Source organism: Pseudoalteromonas sp. PB2-1, assembly GCF_045040605.1.
Classification (GTDB): domain Bacteria; phylum Pseudomonadota; class Gammaproteobacteria; order Enterobacterales; family Alteromonadaceae; genus Pseudoalteromonas; species Pseudoalteromonas arabiensis.
Genome location: NZ_CP090667.1, coordinates 863,008 through 881,696, shown reverse-complemented (window position 1 = coordinate 881,696; position 18,689 = coordinate 863,008). Strand labels below are relative to the sequence as shown.

Sequence of the window (18,689 nt, the reverse complement as noted above, 5' to 3'; positions counted from 1 at the left end):
ACCAACTCATTTAACGTGACAACCCAATAGGACTATTCATGACAATTAGCCAAGACCTTTTTAATCGCGCGCAAGAATCAATCCCAGGCGGTGTTAACTCACCAGTTCGTGCCTTCAATGGCGTTGGCGGTACTCCTTTATTCATCACTAAAGCAGAAGGTCCTTTTACCTTTGATGCTGATGGCAACCGCTACATTGATTACGTTGGTTCATGGGGACCCATGATCATGGGGCATAACCACCCTGCTATTAAACAAGCAGTCTTAGAAGCCGTTGAAAATGGCCTAAGCTATGGTGCGCCAACTGAAACTGAAATCCTCATGGCCGAAAAAGTAAAAGAACTGGTACCATCAATCGAAAAAGTACGTATGGTAAGCTCAGGTACTGAAGCGACAATGAGTGCAATTCGCTTAGCGCGTGGCTTCACTGGCCGTGACAAAATCTTAAAATTTGAAGGCTGTTACCACGGCCATGCAGATTCACTCCTAGTTAAAGCAGGCTCAGGTGCGCTGACTATGGGCGTACCGAACTCACCAGGTATTCCTGAAGATTTTGCTAAACACACATTAACTGTGTCATTTAACAACCTTGATGAAGTAAAAGCCATTTTTGCCAAATACGCTGACGAAATCGCTTGTATCATCGTTGAGCCAGTTGCTGGCAACATGAACTGTATTCCTCCTGTACCTGGCTTCTTAGAAGGTTTGCGTGAGGTGTGTGATGAATACAAATCAGTGCTTATTTTTGATGAAGTAATGACAGGTTTCCGTGTTGCTTTAGGCGGCGCGCAAGCGTACTACAACATCAAACCAGACCTAACGTGTTTGGGTAAAGTAATCGGTGGCGGTATGCCTGTGGGTGCGTTTGGTGGTAAAAAAGAAATCATGGATTACATCGCACCAGTCGGGCCGGTTTACCAAGCGGGCACATTATCAGGTAACCCTATTGCCATGGCTGCAGGCTTAAAATCTTTAGAGCTTTTAAGTGCTGAAGGCTTACACGATCAATTAGAAGCAAAGAGCAAAGCAATTTGTGAAGGCTTTGAAGCCGCTGCGAAAAAAGCTGGCATTGCACTTACAACAAACTACGCAGGTGGTATGTACGGCTTCTTCTTTACTGACAAAGAAAAAGTAACTAGCTACCAACAAGCCACTGAGTGTGATTTAGAGCGCTTCAAAAAGTTCTTCCACTTAATGCTTGAAGAAGGTGTTTACCTTGCTCCTTCAGCATTCGAAGCAGGCTTTGTATGTGCAGAGCATTCAGAGCAAGAAATTAGCGACACCATAGCAGCGGCAGAACGCGCCTTTGCGAAGCTATAAAATATAATTAGAAAAAAAAGCCCGTAAGGGCTTTTTTTATGAATAAAAACAACGTAACCACAGGTCTACTCCTAATATAATTTCTAACTGGGTGTATCTGTGAATAATCTAATTAAACCTGCTGTTTTCTTAATGAGACAATTAAGTTACAAAGCAAAAATGTCGCTAATGTTTGGCATTTTAATTTTTCCTCTTTGTTTAAGTTTATTTTTTTTACTAAGCGTTCTAAGTAAAGGAATTGAAATATCACAAAAACAAAATCAAGGGGTCCAAATATATCCTCAATTACTCGCTAATTTACTCACTGCAAATCAAGCTGATAATATCAGTATTGCCCAACAAGCGGGTTTTGCGAATACAGCCACTGATGACGACAACATTTTAGAGATAGTCTCGATTGAGTCACAGCTTGCTATTGTAAACGAGCTCAGTAGTAGTTACTTAAATCGTACATTAGTGACCGCTCTACCGCCTCTTATCACACATTTAAATAAAACCATACAAAGTGCAGAAACCGTTTTATCTAGCGGGCAGTTTTCACCGAGTACATTTATTACTTTATCAAACCAAGTTAAAGCTCTGCCGCAGTTAGAGTCACAGTTTTTAATGAGTTTGAATACATCTTTAACTGCAAACGAGAAACTTAAAAACACCCTAACAGAACCCGCAACGCAACTTTCAAGCAGTATTAATGCGCTTTTTCTAGCATTAAACCAAGATCTACTCGAGCCAGATGAAATTGCGCTTACACAGCAGCAGCTTGCAAATTTAAAAGTAAATATTAACAGTAAGATTAATCACTTTATTAGCAACAGTGAGCCAGCTTTATCATTGATGATCTTAACGCAATTAAAACAGCAACGTATGACCCGTGTTGTGGTTATCATTGCCGCTTTAATCAGCCTATTTATAGCAAGTTATTTGATGATGGGGTTTTACCGCTCATTAGTTGATACTTTAAAGCAGTTTTCTAACGCAGCAACAGAGGCTGCAACAGGTAATTTAGGCGTGCGATTAGATTTAAAAGGCAAAGACGAGCTCAACTCAATAAGCTTACTATTCAATGATTTACTAAAATCGTTTACGGCGCTTATCAAAAATGCTCAAAAAACCACTCACTCAGTAAGAAGTACCACTCAGCACGTATTTGAAAGCCGCAATAAAACAACCAATGATGTTACTGAGCAGCAACAAAGCATTAGCGCTATTAATGACTCGCTAGATAACATGAGCCAATCGGCAGAGCATGTTGAAAAAACAGCCTCGCATGCTGTTTTTCTCGCTAATAGTGCCGCCAAACAGGTCCAAAACAGCGCAAAAAATAGTGAGGAGTTAGCGCAACATATCGCACAGCTACAACAAGAGTTTAACCAAGGGTTAAAAGCGCTGGATTCATTAGCGCAAGACACCTCAAATATTAGCCAAGTAAGCAAAGGAATTAGCGACATAGCTGAACAAACAAATCTTTTAGCCTTAAATGCTGCAATCGAAGCTGCAAGAGCCGGCGAGCAAGGACGAGGGTTTGCTGTTGTCGCTGATGAGGTTAGAACATTGGCAGGGCGAACTCAGCTACAAACAAAGGAAATACACGATATTATCGCTTCATTACAAAATGCATTGCAGTTAACACAGCAGAAAATGCAGCAAAGTGTCGAAAAAATGGAGCAAGGGGCAGCATCCGCTAACCAAACAAAAGCAAGTTTAGTTGAAGCCGTAAATACGATGGATGAAATCAGTCAACATGGTGAACAAATCGCGCAGTTAGTTGCTGAGCAAACGAGTGCAACACAAGATGCTTTAAATGATGCCAAGCGGGTAAGCTGTTTAGCCGAAGAGACGCTTAAATCATCAAAAAATGCCTCAGCAAGCGCACACGATTTAACCGCGCTTGCTGAGCAACTTAACGATGCAATGAAAGCATTTAGCGTCGACAACTCGGACGAGGCTCAAACTCACTAGCTCGAATAGGCAGTTGCACCACTTTGCCGCAGCCAGGTGGTGCTTGCAGACCTGTTTCTTCATTTATGAACGCCCAGCGAATAGAAGCTGGGCGAGTATCTGCAATGGCTTCAGGGTTAAGTGGTTTTAGATAACGAATATAGGTTTCTAACGCACCAACACTCCCCGTTAGGCCGGTATTTTTATTATCGTCTCGACCAATCCAAGCAACGGTAACTGTATTTTGGTCAAAACCTGCAAACCAGCTATCTCGTAAGTCATTACTTGTGCCCGTTTTACCCGCTAACTGAATCGATGGAAAGTGGGCATTTAAACGTTTTGCTGTGCCATCTTTAGTTACTCGCTTCATCGCATATTTAGTCATATAAACTGATGCTTCATCGAATCGCTTTTGTGACTCAACATTATGCTTATAAAGTACTTTACCTACTGAATCAGTCAGTGCAGAAATTGATGTTAGTTCACGATACTGTCCGTCAGCAGCAAGTGTTGTATAAAGTTGAGCGACCTCAAAGCTAGACAACTCCAATGCACCAAGTAGCAGTGATGGGTATTCATCGATGCTTCCTTCAACTCCTAATCGCTTCAAGGTCGTTGCGACAGTGTCGACCCCTACATCTAACCCAGTATTTACCGCAGGTATATTGATACTATTACTAAATGCTTTATAAAGCGGCATCATGCCTCTAAATTGCCTATCAAAATTCTCTGGCTGCCATATTTTTCCTTGCTCATTCGTTACTCTTAGAGGAGAGTCATCAACCAAAGATGCAAGGTTAAACTTGCCGCTTTCAAAGGCACTCAAATAAACAGCAGGTTTTACTAATGAGCCTATATTACGCTTGGTATCTAATACTCGATTAAAACCAAAATAGCGAACATCACGACCGGCAACTAAGGCTGAGACGCCACCTTTTTCAACGTTAACCGAGATCATAGCGGCTTCTAATTCTTCGGTTTTAGGACGTCTTTCAAGGTAAGGTAAGCTTGCCTCAACCGATTTTTCCATTGCAGTTTGTTTTTGTAAGTCGAAATAAGTAAAGACACGCACACCAGCATCCAATACTTGCTGGTCAGGTAACAAACGCTTTAATTCGCGATTAACTAACTCTAAATAACCAGGATACGACTTCTGTAGGCTATCTTTCATAGGTGAAATATCAATTGGACGCTTTAACGATGCGCGATACTCACGTGTATTTATTAAGTTATTTTCGACCATTAAGCGCAGTACTAAATCGCGACGCTCCATCGCACGTTCACTGTAACGGCGTGGGTTGTAGTACGATGGGCCTTTAACCATAGCAACCAGTAACGCAATTTGGTCATACTCTAGCTCGTCCACAGGTTTAGAAAAGTAGAATTCAGCGGCAAGTCCCATACCGTGAACACCCTGATTGTATGATTGCCCTAGGTATACTTCATTTAAGTAGGCTTCTAAAATTTCATCTTTGCTATAGCGGTAGTCTAATATCAATGCGATAAGTGCTTCATTAAACTTACGTACAAGAGAGCGTTCACGTGTTAAATAAATATTTTTAGCGAGCTGTTGTGTTAAGGTACTTCCACCCTGCACTGTTCTTCCCGCTTTAATATTGCTGTATAGGGCACGCATAATAGACCATACCGACACACCGTGGTGCTGATAAAAATCTCTGTCTTCAACCACCAGCAAGGTGTCTTTCAGCATTGCAGGAAACTTATCAAGCGGCACAAACTCACGATCTTGATTCGAATCATTACCAATTCGCGCAATTTGCACAGGCTCCAAACGCGCAGAATTTAAGCGTCGACCGAATTTATCCTTAATAGTTGCTAATTTTTTCCCTGAAAAACGAAGCTCAATAACACGAGCATCTTCGAGCCCATCGTAAAATTCAAATTCGCGGCGATACACTTTAATACTGTTAGATGACTTAACATACTGCCCTGTACGACTAAGCTTATTCACTGAAGAGTAGTTTAATCTGTTAAGCTCCCAAAGAACTTCTTGCTGTGATAAAAACTGCCCAGGGTAAAAGCTCATTGCTCGCGCGTATACCTGCGCAGGTAACTGCCACTTATTGCCTTCAAATTGACGCGTTATTTTTGCATCTAAATAAATAAGATACAGCACCATTGCAATCACAACAGCTAAGGATAACTTCCAAAAAATTGACCACGTTTTACGAAAAATACGCGACTTTACTGTCGTATTCGAAGAGGTTTTGCGTTTTTTAGTGGTTCGTTTCGTGGACGCCGTTTTCTTTGCTGGCGTTTTTTTAGCAGGAGTTTTTTTATCAGCCATTGAGTTCGCTATTGGTCAGTTAATTTTACAGGTGTAATCAGTCGCAATTCTATCACCTGTAAAATTAACAGTCACTTAAACTCGATTAGCGGGTACATAACCAAAGCGAGTGAATAATCGCAGGTATAAAAAATATAAAGCATAAAATAATATTAATAACTAAATCTTTACCAACACCGGCTTTTAAAAACACAGCCACAGGTGGTAAAAACAATGACAAAATAATTAATAACAGTTTGTTATCCATAGTATTCTCTTGTTGATTAAGTTATTTGAGCATAGTCAATATTGTTGAAATCGCCTATAAGAAAACACTTATTTTGAATGCAAAAAAGCCCTACCTGAGTAGAGCTTTGATTTGAACACACAATGATTATTGTATGTGCGTGCTGAAGCACGCACTAAAATTAGTTACTGCGAACTGATACAAACTCAGGGTAAGCATCAATACCACAGTCATGTTGATCCATACCGTTTAATTCTTCTTCTTCGGTAACACGGATACCCATGGTATTTTTCAGAATTGCCCATACAATTGATGACGCGATAAACACAAATCCTAAGATACACACTAAGCCAATTAATTGATTAACGAAGGTTGCATCTGAGTTTGAAAGTGGTACTAGCATAATGCCTAATGCACCACATACACCGTGTACAGAAATCGCACCGACAGGGTCATCGATTTTTGCTTTATCAAGTGCAACAATACTAAATACAACCAGTGAACCGCCGAGTAGACCTAAAAGACAAGCAAGTAATGGTGTGGGTGATGCTGGCTCAGCCGTAATAGTGACAAGGCCTGCTAACGCACCGTTTAGTACCATAGTTAAATCAGCTTTCCCCCAAAGCACTTTACATACGAACAGTGCTGCAATAGCACCACATGCCGCTGCTGCGTTAGTGTTTAAGAAGATTTTACCCACTGCTGTTGCATTTTCAGCGTCAGAAACAAGCAGCTGTGAACCACCGTTAAAGCCAAACCACCCCATCCAAAGGATTAATGTGCCTAGTGTGGCAAGTGGTAAGTTAGAACCAGGAATTGGATAAATTTCACCGTTTTTACCGTATTTACCTTTACGAGCACCAAGGAAAAGTACACCTGCTAGCGCTGCCGCAGCACCTGCCCCGTGAACAATTGCAGAACCTGCAAAGTCAACAAAGCCCATTTCAGATAAAAAGCCTGCGCCCCAAGTCCAATAGCCTTCAATCGGGTAAATAAAACCTGTCATAACAACAGTAAAGATCAAAAATGCCCATAACTTCATACGCTCAGCAACAGCACCAGATACAATAGACATAGCCGTAGCTACAAATACAACTTGGAAGAAGAAATCAGACTCTAATGAGTGATTTGCATCAGCTGCTTGCGTACCAATTAACGCACCAAAAGAAGGAACAAAACCGCCTTCTGTGTTATCAACATACATGATGTTATAACCCACAAGTAAGAACATGGTGCAGGCGATCGAGAAAAGTGCTACGTTTTTAGTGAGTATTTCTGTTGTATTTTTTGCACGAACTAAACCCGCCTCAAGCATCGCAAAACCGGCAGCCATCCACATGACTAAAACACCCGACATCAAAAAGTAAAAAGTGTCGAGTGAGAACTTCAACTCTACAATCGTGTTTTCCATAAATCCCCCTTAAATTGCTTCTTCATCAAGTTCGCCGGTACGAATACGGACGATTTGGTCTAGGTCGTAAACAAAAATTTTGCCGTCACCAATTTTGCCTGTTGAAGCAATTTTCGTGATGGTTTCAACAACGCGTTGACAATTTTCGCTACGAGTTGCAATTTCAAGTTTGATTTTTGGAATAAAATCGACTTGGTATTCAGCTCCACGGTATAGCTCAGTATGACCACGTTGGCGGCCAAAGCCTTTAACGTCGACAACTGTCATCCCCTCAATGCCTAAATCAGCCAGTGCTTCACGCACATCATCAAGTTTGAATGGCTTTATTATTGCACTAATCATTTTCATAGTGGCCCCCTTCGGACGCTTATTGTTATCCTGTTGGCTTTAACAATCCAACCTTTGTGCCACTATTTTTTATTATTTATTTTCAACTGGTTAAATACAATTAGTCACTTACAAACAAAAAAAATGCACCACAAGGGTGCATTTTTTTAACAATTAACCAGCACTGGTGCAATTCAAGCAATTAAACCTTGATTATAGCAAAGCAAAAATCTCGTTACTTAGTTATACTTGGTAATTGCTTTGCATCCATGAAGTAGTAAAGCAATTATTTTTCAATCGGCTAGCAACAGCTTTAATCCCTTAAATAATTAAGTATTATTGCGTATTGATACTATAAACGGACCACGCAGTTACGTTGTTGCTGTTTAGCTTGATATAAAGCTTTATCAGCTAAGCGCATTGCGGCTGTGAGTGAGACATGTTGAAATGCGGTCATGCCAATACTCATGGTGAGTGAATAAGGTTCGCCATTAATTGAAAACTGGTGCTCCGCAAGTTGTTCCCTGAAACTATTTAACCTTGCTTCTGCTTTTTCAAGGTCCATGTTGTCTAACACAACTGCAAATTCTTCCCCACCAATGCGAGCAATTGTGAAGTCGTCGAACTTGGTTTTTAAAAAGGTGGTTACTTGCTTTAATGCATGATCACCCGCTTCGTGACCAAACTGATCATTAATCGTTTTGAAAAAATCAATATCGAGTAATGCCAGTACATTCTTTTGTTCAGTTTTCTTTAGGATTTTCTCAGCGTATTGATAAAAATAACGGCGATTATGAAGCCCAGTTAAGTGATCCCGGTATGCGCTTTCTTTAATGTCTGCGATTAGGGCAAGCTGTTCCATCGTCTGCATTACACGGCAATGAAACTCTTCATTCATAAATGGCTTAGTCAAAAAGTCATTTGCGCCGTACTTGATAAAACGTGCCGACAAACCGTGCTTACCTGCACCTGATAAACCTATAATAGCTAAGTCATCACGGCCTCGAAAATTACGCACCGCTTTAACAAGCTCAAAGCCATCCATCGTTGGCATTGCATAGTCAGTGAGTAGAAGCTTAATTTCAGGGTCATCTTTGAGCATTTGCAATGCTTGCTCACCATCGTGGGCATCACTTACATTAAAAAGCTGCTTTTCTAACATTTGCTTCATCAAGGTGCGACTTAATACCGAATCATCGGCAACAAGTGCCTTTGAACCATGGTTTCTAAGTAGTTGTGCAACAAGCTTAATAGCATAGTGGTATGAGTCACGATTATCTTTAACAACATAATCAACCACACCAAGTTCTAGCATTTGTTGACGAATGTATTCATCAATTTTAGACGTTAACACAACGGTAGGAATATTCTTTGATAAGGTGTATTTAGCCACTTCACCGTTCATCGCATCGGGCAGTGTTAAGTCGACTAAAGCGAGGGTGTAGTCATGCTCAGCGATTAAATCTATGCCCTCTTGCAAAGACCAAGCAAAGTCGACATCCACATCTAAATAGTGGGCAGATAAGTGGCGTAACACTTGCTGTACTACTTTACTGTCTTCAACAACTAACACTCTTTGCATTGCAACTTCTCTTTTCTATGCAGATGTACACAAATTACCAACATGCCAAATATACGTTATTTTTTAATCTAGCTAAATGATTAAGCAAAATATCTTTATTAAAAAGTACTTTTTAGTAATTAACCACGCAGTTTAGAGAATCTTCCTATTTAACAGCTATTATTGGTCACTAGTCTCAATAGTTTGTCTTCAAGCGAGCTTTTCTCTTTAATAGCAGCAACTCGAATAATAAGGAATCAACATGAAACTAGTTAGTTTTATTGGCTTGTCAGTAACAGCCCTAACACTGACCTTCAGCACCCCCAGCTTTGCTGATAATGAACGACGCATAGACGTTGACAGCAGTGTTGTTACAGAACATAAAGCACGTATTAACGGTGAGCGCTTCTCTTATACTGCAACAACAGGTACCCAACCAGTTTGGGATGAGCAAGGTAATGCGGTTGCAACGCTGCAATATACTTATTATACCCGCGATAAAGTAGACGATAGAACAAAACGTCCACTGGTTTTTTCGTTTAATGGCGGCCCTGGCTCTGCGTCAGTGTGGATGCACCTTGCTTATACTGGACCACGTGTATTAAAAATTGATGACGAAGGCTACCCAATTCAGCCCTATGGCGTAAAAGATAATCCATATTCAATTTTAGACGTGGCTGATATTGTTTACATCAATCCAGTAAACACGGGTTACTCTCGCGTTCTTGAAAACGATAAAGGAGAGTTACCAAGTAAAGCTGACCAACAAAAAATGTTTTTTGGTGTAAACGCCGACATCAAATATTTGGCTGAGTGGTTAAATACCTTTGTGTCGCGCAACGAGCGTTGGCGCTCACCTAAGTTCTTAATTGGTGAAAGCTATGGTACAACTCGCGTTTCAGGCCTTGCTCACGAATTACAAAACCGCCAGTGGATGTATATCAACGGTGTTATTTTAGTATCACCAACTGAAATTGGTATTAAACGCGAAGGCCCGGTAGAAGCAGCAAATCGCCTACCTTACTTTGCCGCAACGGCTTGGTACCACAAAGCCCTCAGTGCAGACTTACAAGCAAAAGACTTAGATGAGTTACTGCCTGAAGTTGAAGAGTTTACCGTTAATAAGTTCTTACCAGCGATAGCTAAAGGTGGCTTCTTAGCTGCCGATGAAAAACGCGCAATCATCAAGCAAGCAGCAAAATACGCAGGCTTATCTGAAAAGTTTGTTGAACAAAACAACCTTGATATTCCTACTAATTTCTTCTGGAAAGAACTATTACGCGAGCGCGGTCAAACAGTGGGTCGCTTGGATTCTCGTTATTTAGGTATTGATAAACGTGATGCAGGTGAGTCACCTGATTACTGGGCAGAGCTTACCTCATGGTTACATTCATTCACGCCAGCAATTAACTATTACCTACGTGAAGAGCTTAACTACAAAACAGATATCAAATACAACCTATTTGGTAATGTTCACCCTTGGGATCGTACTGGTAATAACACAGGTGAAAATTTACGTTTAGCGATGGCGCAAAACCCATACTTAAACGTGATGATCCAATCAGGTTACTACGATGGTGCAACCAATTACTTTGATGCTAAATACACAATGTGGCAATTAGACCCAAGCGGCAAAATGAAAGACCGCCTAAGCTTTAAAGGCTACCGCAGTGGCCACATGATGTATTTACGTCATGCTGATCTTGAATCATCAAATAATGATTTACGTGAGTTTATCCTTAAATCACTACCAGCTGAAGGCAAAGCAGCTAAGTACTAACTAGACGATGACTCATTTATAAAGAAAAAGCCCGTTTTATACGGGCTTTTGTTTATCCACTAATCTATTTGGGTATATACTCAAGTCATTGATTTAAGGAATTGGATAATCACAACATGGCTGAAAAATTTCGTGTGATGTTTGCAGGGCTAGAAGCCGGTGTTGATCAAGCACACGCTACTGAGCAACTTGCAGCAAAATTAAAAACAAATACAGATAAAGTAGCCACTCTTTTTGAACATAAACCACTCTTTGCACCTAGCGAACAAGAAAAAGCATTAAAGCAAGCAAAGCTGTTGGCAAGCGTGGGGATTAAAGCTAAGCTCCAGCCAGTAAATCAAAACCAAGTTAATCAACAAACGAATGCAAGTCTTGAGGCTAAACAACGTGATGAACGCATTTTTGATGCCTTAGATTACATTACAAGTAGCCTCATTCGCCTTGAAGAAAAGCTTGATGATCTAGAACAGCGTTTGCCTGAAAGTGAGAGTACCAATCCACAAGATAACGAAGATAGCTGGCAAGAAGATGACTTACTGCTGGAAGAAGAGTTAACAGAGCCCGTTAAAAAACGCTCTAATACATTACTTTATTCACTCATCGCCATGGTGATTTTGTTACTAGCTATTCTTGGCGTTGTAGAGCTTTTTCCTGAGTTTTTCTCTTTTTTAGAAAGTTAACACCTATATTGACATGAGCAACACGCGAGCAGAAATTAGACAATCCATTCGAAAAAAGCGCAATTCACTGACTGTTGAGCAACAAAAAAATGCAGCAATTGCGCTGAAAGTGAATTTTACTCAACACTTAAAATCACTAAAAACCACTAAAAACGCCCACATCGGTATTTATTTCAGTAATGATGGCGAATTAGACACCTCATTGTTAATTAAAGAATTATGGATGCAAGAACAGCATTTATACCTGCCTATAATTCACCCCTTCAATGGTACAACTTTGTACTTTCAGAGGTATGAAGAAAATTCACCCATGACAGCAAACCGCTATGGTATCTTGGAGCCCAAGTTGAATTGCAGTCAAATATGTCCTTTAGACAAGCTTGATATTTTACTTATGCCATTAGTGGCATTTGATGATCAAGGTAACCGTTTAGGAATGGGCGGTGGGTTTTATGACAAAACGTTGGCACGGTATTACCAAGAAAACTGGCAAAAACCGATTTTGATAGGCCTTGCCCATCAATGTCAGCATGTTTCAGCATTGCCGATTGAATCGTGGGATGTACCGTTAAAACATATTATAACCCCAGAGAAAATCTACCAATGGTAAGCAAACTATTTGTATACTATGGGCCCTCTCTGACAGCTAACTGAGCACATAATTATGACGCAAGATGAATTAAAAAAAGCCGCTGCCTGGGCAGCACTCGAGTTTGTAAATGAAAACACCATAGTGGGTGTAGGTACAGGCTCAACAGTCAATCATTTTATTGATGCACTGGGTACCGTAAAAGACACCCTTGTTGGTGCGGTTTCAAGCTCTGAGGCTTCAACTGAAAAGCTAAAAGCACTGGGTATTGAAGTATTCGAGCTTAACGAGGTATCAAGTCTTGATGTGTATGTTGATGGTGCAGACGAAATCAACCCACACAACGAAATGATCAAAGGCGGTGGTGCAGCGCTGACACGTGAAAAAATCGTTTCAGCAGTCGCAAAACAATTTGTTTGTATTGTTGACGAATCTAAAGAAGTTGCAACATTAGGGGCTTTTCCACTGCCGGTTGAAGTGATCCCGATGGCACGCAGCTATGTAGCTCGTGAACTCGTAAAACTAGGTGGTGACCCCGTTTACCGTGAAGGTGTTGTAACAGATAACGGTAACGTTATTTTAGACGTACACAATTTAGATATCAGCAATGCCAAAGAATTAGAACTAACAATCAACCAGATTGTGGGTGTAGTAACAAACGGCTTATTTGCCCATCGCGGTGCAGATAAAGTCATTATCGGCACCAAAAATGGGCCGCAAATCAAGTAAATAGGAATGAGGATATGAGTAAGGTATCGTTAGCAAAAGACAAAATTAAAATTCTCTTGCTGGAAGGCGTGCACCAAAGTGCTGTAGAAACGCTTAAGCGTAATGGCTACAGTAATATTGATTACGTAAAAACATCCTTACCTGAAGACGAGCTCATTGAGCGCATTAAAGATGTGCACTTTGTAGGCCTTCGTTCTCGCACTCATATTAATGAAGCGGTATTAGAAGCAGCTGAAAAGCTAGTCGCAATCGGCTGCTTCTGTATCGGTACTAACCAAGTCGACCTGCAAGGTGCTCGTGAACGTGGTATTGCGGTATTTAACGCACCATTCTCGAACACCCGCTCTGTAGCAGAATTAGTACTTGGTGAAATCTTATTATTACTTCGTGGTATTCCAGCGCGTAATGCTCTCGCGCACCGTGGCGGTTGGTTAAAATCTGCCAACGGTTCATTTGAAGCGCGTGGTAAAACGTTAGGTATTATTGGTTACGGCCACATCGGTACACAGCTAGGGATCATGGCTGAAAATATCGGTATGAACGTTGAGTTTTACGATATTGAAGACAAGCTAACACTGGGTAATGCAACACAAGTTCATAACCTTACTCAGTTACTACAACGTGCTGACGTTATTAGCTTACACGTACCAGAAACACCGCAAACGAAGAACCTAATTGGTATGGCTGAGCTTGAAGTAATGAAGCAAGGCGCCATCTTGATCAATGCGTCTCGCGGTACGGTTGTTGATATCGATGCACTAGCAGAATCACTACGTGATAAAAAGCTAAGCGGCGCAGCAATCGACGTGTTCCCTGTCGAACCAAAATCAAATGATGAAGAATTTGTATCACCACTGCGCGAGTTCGATAACGTAATTTTGACTCCACATATTGGTGGTTCAACACAAGAAGCGCAAGAAAATATCGGTATTGAAGTAGCAGGTAAACTCGCTAAATACTCTGATAATGGTTCAACCATTACTGCGGTTAACTTCCCTGAAGTATCACTGCCTGAGCTTGCAAACCGTAGCCGCCTATTACACGTACACCACAACCGCCCAGGTGTTCTAACGCAAATTAACCAAGCGTTTGCACAGCACGGTATTAATATCGCTGCCCAGTACTTACAAACTGACGAAGCGATTGGTTACGTGGTCATCGATGTAGATACCGATCACTCTGAAGTAGCCCTTAAAGAACTAAGTGCCGTTGAAGGTACAATCAGAGCACGTATCCTCCACTAATCATTCGCATATCGAGATTAAAAAGCGCAACCAGTTAAACTGCTTGCGCTTTTTTGTTGTAACTTTGTAGGTTGCTCTAAGCAAAGCGAAAGCCACCAGCATCAAGCTTGATCGCTAAGTCAAAAATACCTCACCGTAGGCGTGAAATTTATTTCGCGTGAACATCAGCTACTGAAGATAACTTTCCGGTAGTATTTCCTTAGTTAATTTGTTAAAAATGTTTTTATTATTTATTTGTGCAATTTATAAACAACCAAATTATTGAGAGTCAAAAGGAATTTGAGTCATGGATGAAATATTTGCATTTGCCGATGAAAGTGGCACCTCAAAAGGATGTCCCTGCTACACGATAGGTATAATTGCTATTCCCAAGCACTACTTCGCTGCATTCAATCAAAAGATTTCTGACATTTACGATAATAGTGGTCTACAAGGTGAAATAAAATGGGAAAAAGTTAGGAAAAGTGCTGGTCAGATAAATTTATGTATAGATATATTGAGATTCATATTAACTAGTCCTGTTTCATTTCATGCTATAGCAGTACATAAACAACCTTATAGAAAGTGGCATAGCAATGAGGAGACAGCTTTTTACACAACTTATGATTTCCTCATACGTGAGAGTAGCCGTTCGAAAAATGCAAAAATAACTGTCTTTGCAGATCAAAAATCTAGCTCTTATTCAAAACAAAATGAAGTAATGCAGATAGTAACAAATCATATGTTAGCGAAGCTGCCAACATGTTCAAAAGTACATCATGTTGCAATGGAAGATTCTAAATATCACTGGGGCTTACAAACAGTAGATATATTAACTGGTGCAGTTAACAGCAGTTATCAATTGTTTTTTAATCCTTCGGCACAAATGCAGCTAGCTAAGAAAATAGCTATAAGTAAAATGGCAAGTCTTCTAGGTTGGGATTCTCTAGCATACGATACAATGCCGAACAATGACTTTAATATTTGGCACTTCCCTCTGGAAACGAGAGCTATTCCTGCAACAAAGCAAGTTATACCAAACTTTTCAATAACTAATATAAGTAGAGAGGAGTTTGAGTATTATATGAGAATTAACAAATAATTTTACTTTATTACTAATCACTTTCTTTGCGAATAAACTCCCCCACAACCACACTTCCCTGTGTAAATCACGCCGATGAGTCAGTAAATTTTACTCATCAGTCGCTTGAGATTCTGCATCTTTATCTTGGTGTTTTTCGCTTATCATGGCGTTTAACTTCTCGCCGCCTTTGATACCAAAATCTAACGTGCGGATTGGGAATGGGATGGTCATGTCAGCTTCGCTCAGCGCGCTTCTGACTGCCACAACTGCCTTGTGACGAACGGTCATGAAATCTGCTTCGCCTGGGTATTTAATCCAAAACCAAACCAATAAGTTAACGCTGCTATCACCAAAGCTTTCGGCGTACACAGCGGTTTCTTCTTGTTTAATGACAAAATCAAACTCATTGATTTTTTTAACAATTACCTCAGCGGCTTGCTCTGGGTCGTCAGCATACGAAATACCCACAGGCACTTCAATACGACGCACACCTAATGTACTGTAATTGCTGAGTATATTTCTAAACAGAATCTTATTAGGCACCAAGATAAGTTGCCCATAAAAGTTTTCGATAAGAGTGTTTCTAAGGTTAATCGCCTTGACGGTACCAAACACACTTTCGGTGCGAATTACATCACCTGTTTTAAATGGTTTGCGAATACCCATAGCAATACCTGCTATAAGGTTCTCTGTCATATCCTGAAAGGCAAAACCAATGGCAAGGCCAACTATACCCGCACCCGCGAGTAATGAGGTGACAGTACCTCTAAGCCCCAAGAAATCAAGGGCTACAAATAAGCCTACACATAACACGATGACTTTTACTATCGACGACATTAAATCGGCTATTTGCGAAGACTCTAGCGAGCGGCGTAATAGCTTTCTGAGCATTGAACCAACAATACGCGCCAGCAATGAAAACACGATAGTGATTATTACTGCGACAATAAAGTTTGGAATATGGCTTATGATGATATCAACCCAGCCACCGAGTTTTTCTTCTATCAGCTTTTCAGCTTCACTTACTGACGGAATTTTTAACATTTTTATACCTTGTTGAATTAATTGCTCAACAAAGTATTTAGCAAAATGAACGCCATTTCTAATTTAGTATATTAAAACCATAAAAAAGCCGTGCTTAGCACGGCTCTTCTAATTCATTTTACTAAAAATTAGTTCTGCTCTTCGCGTAAGAAAACGGGCTCTAATTCTTTTGCTGTTGCATCGCTGCTGAAGTAATAACCTGCAACGGTGAAATCTTTTAAATCACTCAATTGGGTAACTTTATTTTCAATGATGTAACGCGCCATCATGCCGCGGGCCTTTTTCGCATAAAAGCTGATCACTTTATATTGGCCGTTTTTACAGTCCTTAAAGTGTGGCGTGATAATTTGTGCATTTAAGGCTTTTTTATCAACCGCTTTAAAATACTCATTAGAAGCAAGATTAACTAAATACTTGCTATCTTGCTCAGCAAGCACAGTATTAAGCTTTTCGGCAATCACGCTGCCCCAAAATTCATAGAGGTTTTTACCACGTGGATTTTCAAGCTTGGTGCCCATCTCAAGGCGATAAGCTTGCATTAAATCAAGTGGCTTCAGCACACCGTAAAGACCAGACAAAATACGTAAGTGAGATTGTGCATAATCTAGCTCTGAACTCGTCAATGTTGCTGCATCTAAACCACCATACACATCACCATTAAAAGCCAGCACCGCTTGTTTTGCGTTATCGGTAGTAAAGGGCTGTGACCACTCTGCGAATCGTGCTGCGTTTAAACCAGCTAGTTTATCGCTGATTTTCATCAAGCTACCAATTTGCGCAGGTGTTAAATCACGGCAAACTGACATTAACTCTTCGCTGTGCTCGAGTAATTCAGGTTGAGTGAATTTATCGGTCGTGGCTGGTGTTTCGTAATCTAAATTTTTTGCTGGTGAAATAACAGTGATCATAGTTAGCTATTGACTTGTAATTTGTTTGATGTCAATTTCAACATTAATTGAATCAAAATGCACGTTTTGTTTCATCCTGCCTTGATACACTGCATTTTTACACCTAATGCCTTGGTTTTCTAAATTAAGGACATATAACCTATTAAACACTGTCATAGTGTTGCAGTATTAAGGCCGCTATAATGGATTTTCTTTTAACTTGCTTGGAATGAGGAAAGCAAATGACTTCAGCACTACAAAGGCTTAAACAGCATTCATCTATTGTTGCAGATACAGGTGATATCGAAGCTATCAAAAAGCACCAACCAGAAGATGCAACAACAAACCCATCTTTACTTTTAAAAGCCAGTGAAATTGAAGCGTATAAGCCTTATTTAGATAAAGCGTGGCAATACGCTAAAGAGACCGAGCAAGATGCAGCTAAACAACTTGAGTTAGCATGTGATTACTTCGCTGTATTAATCGGTAAAGAAATTAGCGAAATCGTACCGGGCTATATCTCAACAGAAGTAGACGCTCGTTTATCATTTGATACCCAAGCGACTATCGACAAAGCTCACACTTTACTGAGCCTTTACGAAAAAGAAGGCGTGAGCAAAGATAAAATTCTAATCAAAGTTGCATCAACGTGGGAAGGTATCAAAGCCGCAGAACAGCTTGAAAAAGAAGGCACTAAGTGTAACTTAACGCTGTTATTCTCTGAAGCACAAGCCCGCGCATGTGCCGATGCAAATGTATTTTTAATTTCACCATTCGTTGGCCGTATTCTAGATTGGCACGTTGCTAATGGCATGGAAAAACCAACTGATCCGCTAAACGATCCTGGTGTGCAATCAGTACGTAGTATTTACGAATTCTACAAACGCCACGGTTACAAAACGGTTGTTATGGGCGCAAGCTTCCGTAACACAGGCGAGATCATCGCGCTTACAGGCTGTGATAAGTTAACGATTAGCCCTGCTCTTTTAGAAGAGTTAGGCCAATTAACTGATGCACAAGAGTACTTACTAGAGAGCGACTTTACTGTTGAAGAAAAACCAGCACCGCTAACTGAAAGCCAGTTCCGTTGGTTATACAACCAAGATGCTATGGCAACAGAGAAACTAGCTGAAGGTATCCGCTCGTTCGCTCAAGCTCAAATTGAATTAGAAGCTCGCTTTAAAGCGATGTAATTTGCACAACAGCATTTTTTTGAAACGCCACCGCTCGGTGGCGTTTTTGTTTCTAAAATAACTAAATCATTGATCTATTCATCTATCAATCACAGTTCTGTAACAGTATTGTCACTTTTTTATTCTATTTTTAAGCAGCCTGTGGTATAGGTATTTCCGAGGTTCAAAAAATCAATAGGAGAAGTTCATGGATAGCCTAGACGATATTTTAGAAATATTAGAAGGTCCTAATAAAACAAGAAAGACCTCTACAAAAAATAAAAAGAGAAAATGGCGTGAAATCGAAGCGTTAAAAGATAAGCATAGATTACGCAAAGAACTACAGGAGTTAGACTACTTTACAGACAGTATTGCTATTGATGAGCTAGACTTTTTGTAAATTCAAAGGCC

17 protein-coding genes are annotated in these 18,689 nt (G+C 40.4%); 10 read left to right on the top strand and 7 right to left on the bottom strand.

Annotated elements, in window-relative coordinates:
• Nucleotides 1-38 precede the first annotated feature (38 nt).
• Both hemL and L0Z67_RS04105 read left to right on the top strand, forming a co-directional pair.
• Entirely contained in the window at nucleotides 39-1,319 is a 1,281-nt protein-coding gene (gene hemL / locus L0Z67_RS04110) for a glutamate-1-semialdehyde 2,1-aminomutase (protein WP_237114877.1), read from the top strand.
• Nucleotides 1,320-1,418: 99 nt separating this feature from the next.
• Nucleotides 1,419-3,278 carry a methyl-accepting chemotaxis protein gene (locus tag L0Z67_RS04105; RefSeq protein ID WP_193988413.1) on the top strand — a complete coding sequence of 620 codons (1,860 nt, stop codon included), beginning with the start codon at nucleotides 1,419-1,421 and terminating at the stop codon, nucleotides 3,276-3,278.
• On the opposite strand, the gene mrcB is transcribed toward L0Z67_RS04105, so the two are convergent.
• From mrcB to L0Z67_RS04080, 5 genes are all read right to left on the bottom strand, one after another.
• Nucleotides 3,241-5,565 (bottom strand): penicillin-binding protein 1B, encoded by a 2,325-nt coding sequence (mrcB, locus tag L0Z67_RS04100; protein ID WP_130151011.1) that lies wholly within the window; start codon nucleotides 5,563-5,565, stop codon nucleotides 3,241-3,243. The two genes, L0Z67_RS04105 and mrcB, sit on opposite strands and share 38 nt — an antisense overlap.
• Before the next feature lie 85 nt (nucleotides 5,566-5,650).
• A complete protein-coding gene (locus L0Z67_RS04095; RefSeq protein ID WP_193988412.1) occupies nucleotides 5,651-5,812 on the bottom strand; it encodes a YqaE/Pmp3 family membrane protein in 162 nt (53 codons plus the stop codon).
• A 160-nt stretch (nucleotides 5,813-5,972) separates the two neighbouring features.
• A complete protein-coding gene (locus L0Z67_RS04090) occupies nucleotides 5,973-7,202 on the bottom strand; it encodes an ammonium transporter (protein WP_193988411.1) in 1,230 nt (409 codons plus the stop codon).
• Nucleotides 7,203-7,211: 9 nt separating this feature from the next.
• The gene (locus tag L0Z67_RS04085; RefSeq protein ID WP_054554260.1) at nucleotides 7,212-7,550 is read right to left on the bottom strand and encodes a P-II family nitrogen regulator; all 339 of its coding nucleotides are present in this window, start codon (nucleotides 7,548-7,550) and stop codon (nucleotides 7,212-7,214) included.
• A 331-nt stretch (nucleotides 7,551-7,881) separates the two neighbouring features.
• The gene (locus tag L0Z67_RS04080; protein WP_062570247.1) at nucleotides 7,882-9,111 is read right to left on the bottom strand and encodes a response regulator; all 1,230 of its coding nucleotides are present in this window, start codon (nucleotides 9,109-9,111) and stop codon (nucleotides 7,882-7,884) included.
• Nucleotides 9,112-9,352: 241 nt separating this feature from the next.
• On the opposite strand from L0Z67_RS04080, the gene L0Z67_RS04075 reads away from it, so the two are divergent.
• From L0Z67_RS04075 to L0Z67_RS04050, 6 genes are all read left to right on the top strand, one after another.
• Complete coding sequence (locus L0Z67_RS04075) at nucleotides 9,353-10,870, top strand: S10 family peptidase (protein ID WP_062570246.1); 1,518 nt, start codon at nucleotides 9,353-9,355, stop codon at nucleotides 10,868-10,870.
• 116 nt (nucleotides 10,871-10,986) lie between these two features.
• Nucleotides 10,987-11,550 carry a hypothetical protein gene (locus L0Z67_RS04070; protein ID WP_062570245.1) on the top strand — a complete coding sequence of 188 codons (564 nt, stop codon included), beginning with the start codon at nucleotides 10,987-10,989 and terminating at the stop codon, nucleotides 11,548-11,550.
• Between the two features lie 13 nt (nucleotides 11,551-11,563).
• On the top strand, nucleotides 11,564-12,160 hold the full coding sequence (locus L0Z67_RS04065; protein WP_062570244.1) for a 5-formyltetrahydrofolate cyclo-ligase: 597 nt from the start codon (nucleotides 11,564-11,566) through the stop codon (nucleotides 12,158-12,160).
• A gap of 54 nt (nucleotides 12,161-12,214) precedes the next feature.
• Complete coding sequence (rpiA, locus tag L0Z67_RS04060) at nucleotides 12,215-12,868, top strand: ribose-5-phosphate isomerase RpiA (protein ID WP_062570243.1); 654 nt, start codon at nucleotides 12,215-12,217, stop codon at nucleotides 12,866-12,868.
• Nucleotides 12,869-12,882: 14 nt separating this feature from the next.
• Complete coding sequence (serA, locus tag L0Z67_RS04055; RefSeq protein WP_062570242.1) at nucleotides 12,883-14,112, top strand: phosphoglycerate dehydrogenase; 1,230 nt, start codon at nucleotides 12,883-12,885, stop codon at nucleotides 14,110-14,112.
• 286 nt (nucleotides 14,113-14,398) lie between these two features.
• Nucleotides 14,399-15,193, top strand: a complete 795-nt coding sequence (locus L0Z67_RS04050; protein WP_237114875.1) for a DUF3800 domain-containing protein — start codon at nucleotides 14,399-14,401, stop codon at nucleotides 15,191-15,193.
• A 90-nt stretch (nucleotides 15,194-15,283) separates the two neighbouring features.
• On the opposite strand, the gene L0Z67_RS04045 is transcribed toward L0Z67_RS04050, so the two are convergent.
• Both L0Z67_RS04045 and yaaA read right to left on the bottom strand, forming a co-directional pair.
• Nucleotides 15,284-16,219 (bottom strand): mechanosensitive ion channel family protein, encoded by a 936-nt coding sequence (locus L0Z67_RS04045; protein WP_193988406.1) that lies wholly within the window; start codon nucleotides 16,217-16,219, stop codon nucleotides 15,284-15,286.
• Nucleotides 16,220-16,347: 128 nt separating this feature from the next.
• Nucleotides 16,348-17,127, bottom strand: coding sequence for a peroxide stress protein YaaA (gene yaaA / locus L0Z67_RS04040; RefSeq protein ID WP_062570235.1), 780 nt, complete (start codon nucleotides 17,125-17,127; stop codon nucleotides 16,348-16,350).
• A 221-nt stretch (nucleotides 17,128-17,348) separates the two neighbouring features.
• On the opposite strand from yaaA, the gene tal reads away from it, so the two are divergent.
• Both tal and L0Z67_RS04030 read left to right on the top strand, forming a co-directional pair.
• Nucleotides 17,349-18,299 carry a transaldolase gene (gene tal / locus L0Z67_RS04035; RefSeq protein WP_405128467.1) on the top strand — a complete coding sequence of 317 codons (951 nt, stop codon included), beginning with the start codon at nucleotides 17,349-17,351 and terminating at the stop codon, nucleotides 18,297-18,299.
• 187 nt (nucleotides 18,300-18,486) lie between these two features.
• A complete protein-coding gene (locus tag L0Z67_RS04030) occupies nucleotides 18,487-18,678 on the top strand; it encodes a DUF3545 family protein (protein ID WP_062570233.1) in 192 nt (63 codons plus the stop codon).
• The last annotated feature ends 11 nt before the right edge of the window (nucleotides 18,679-18,689 follow it).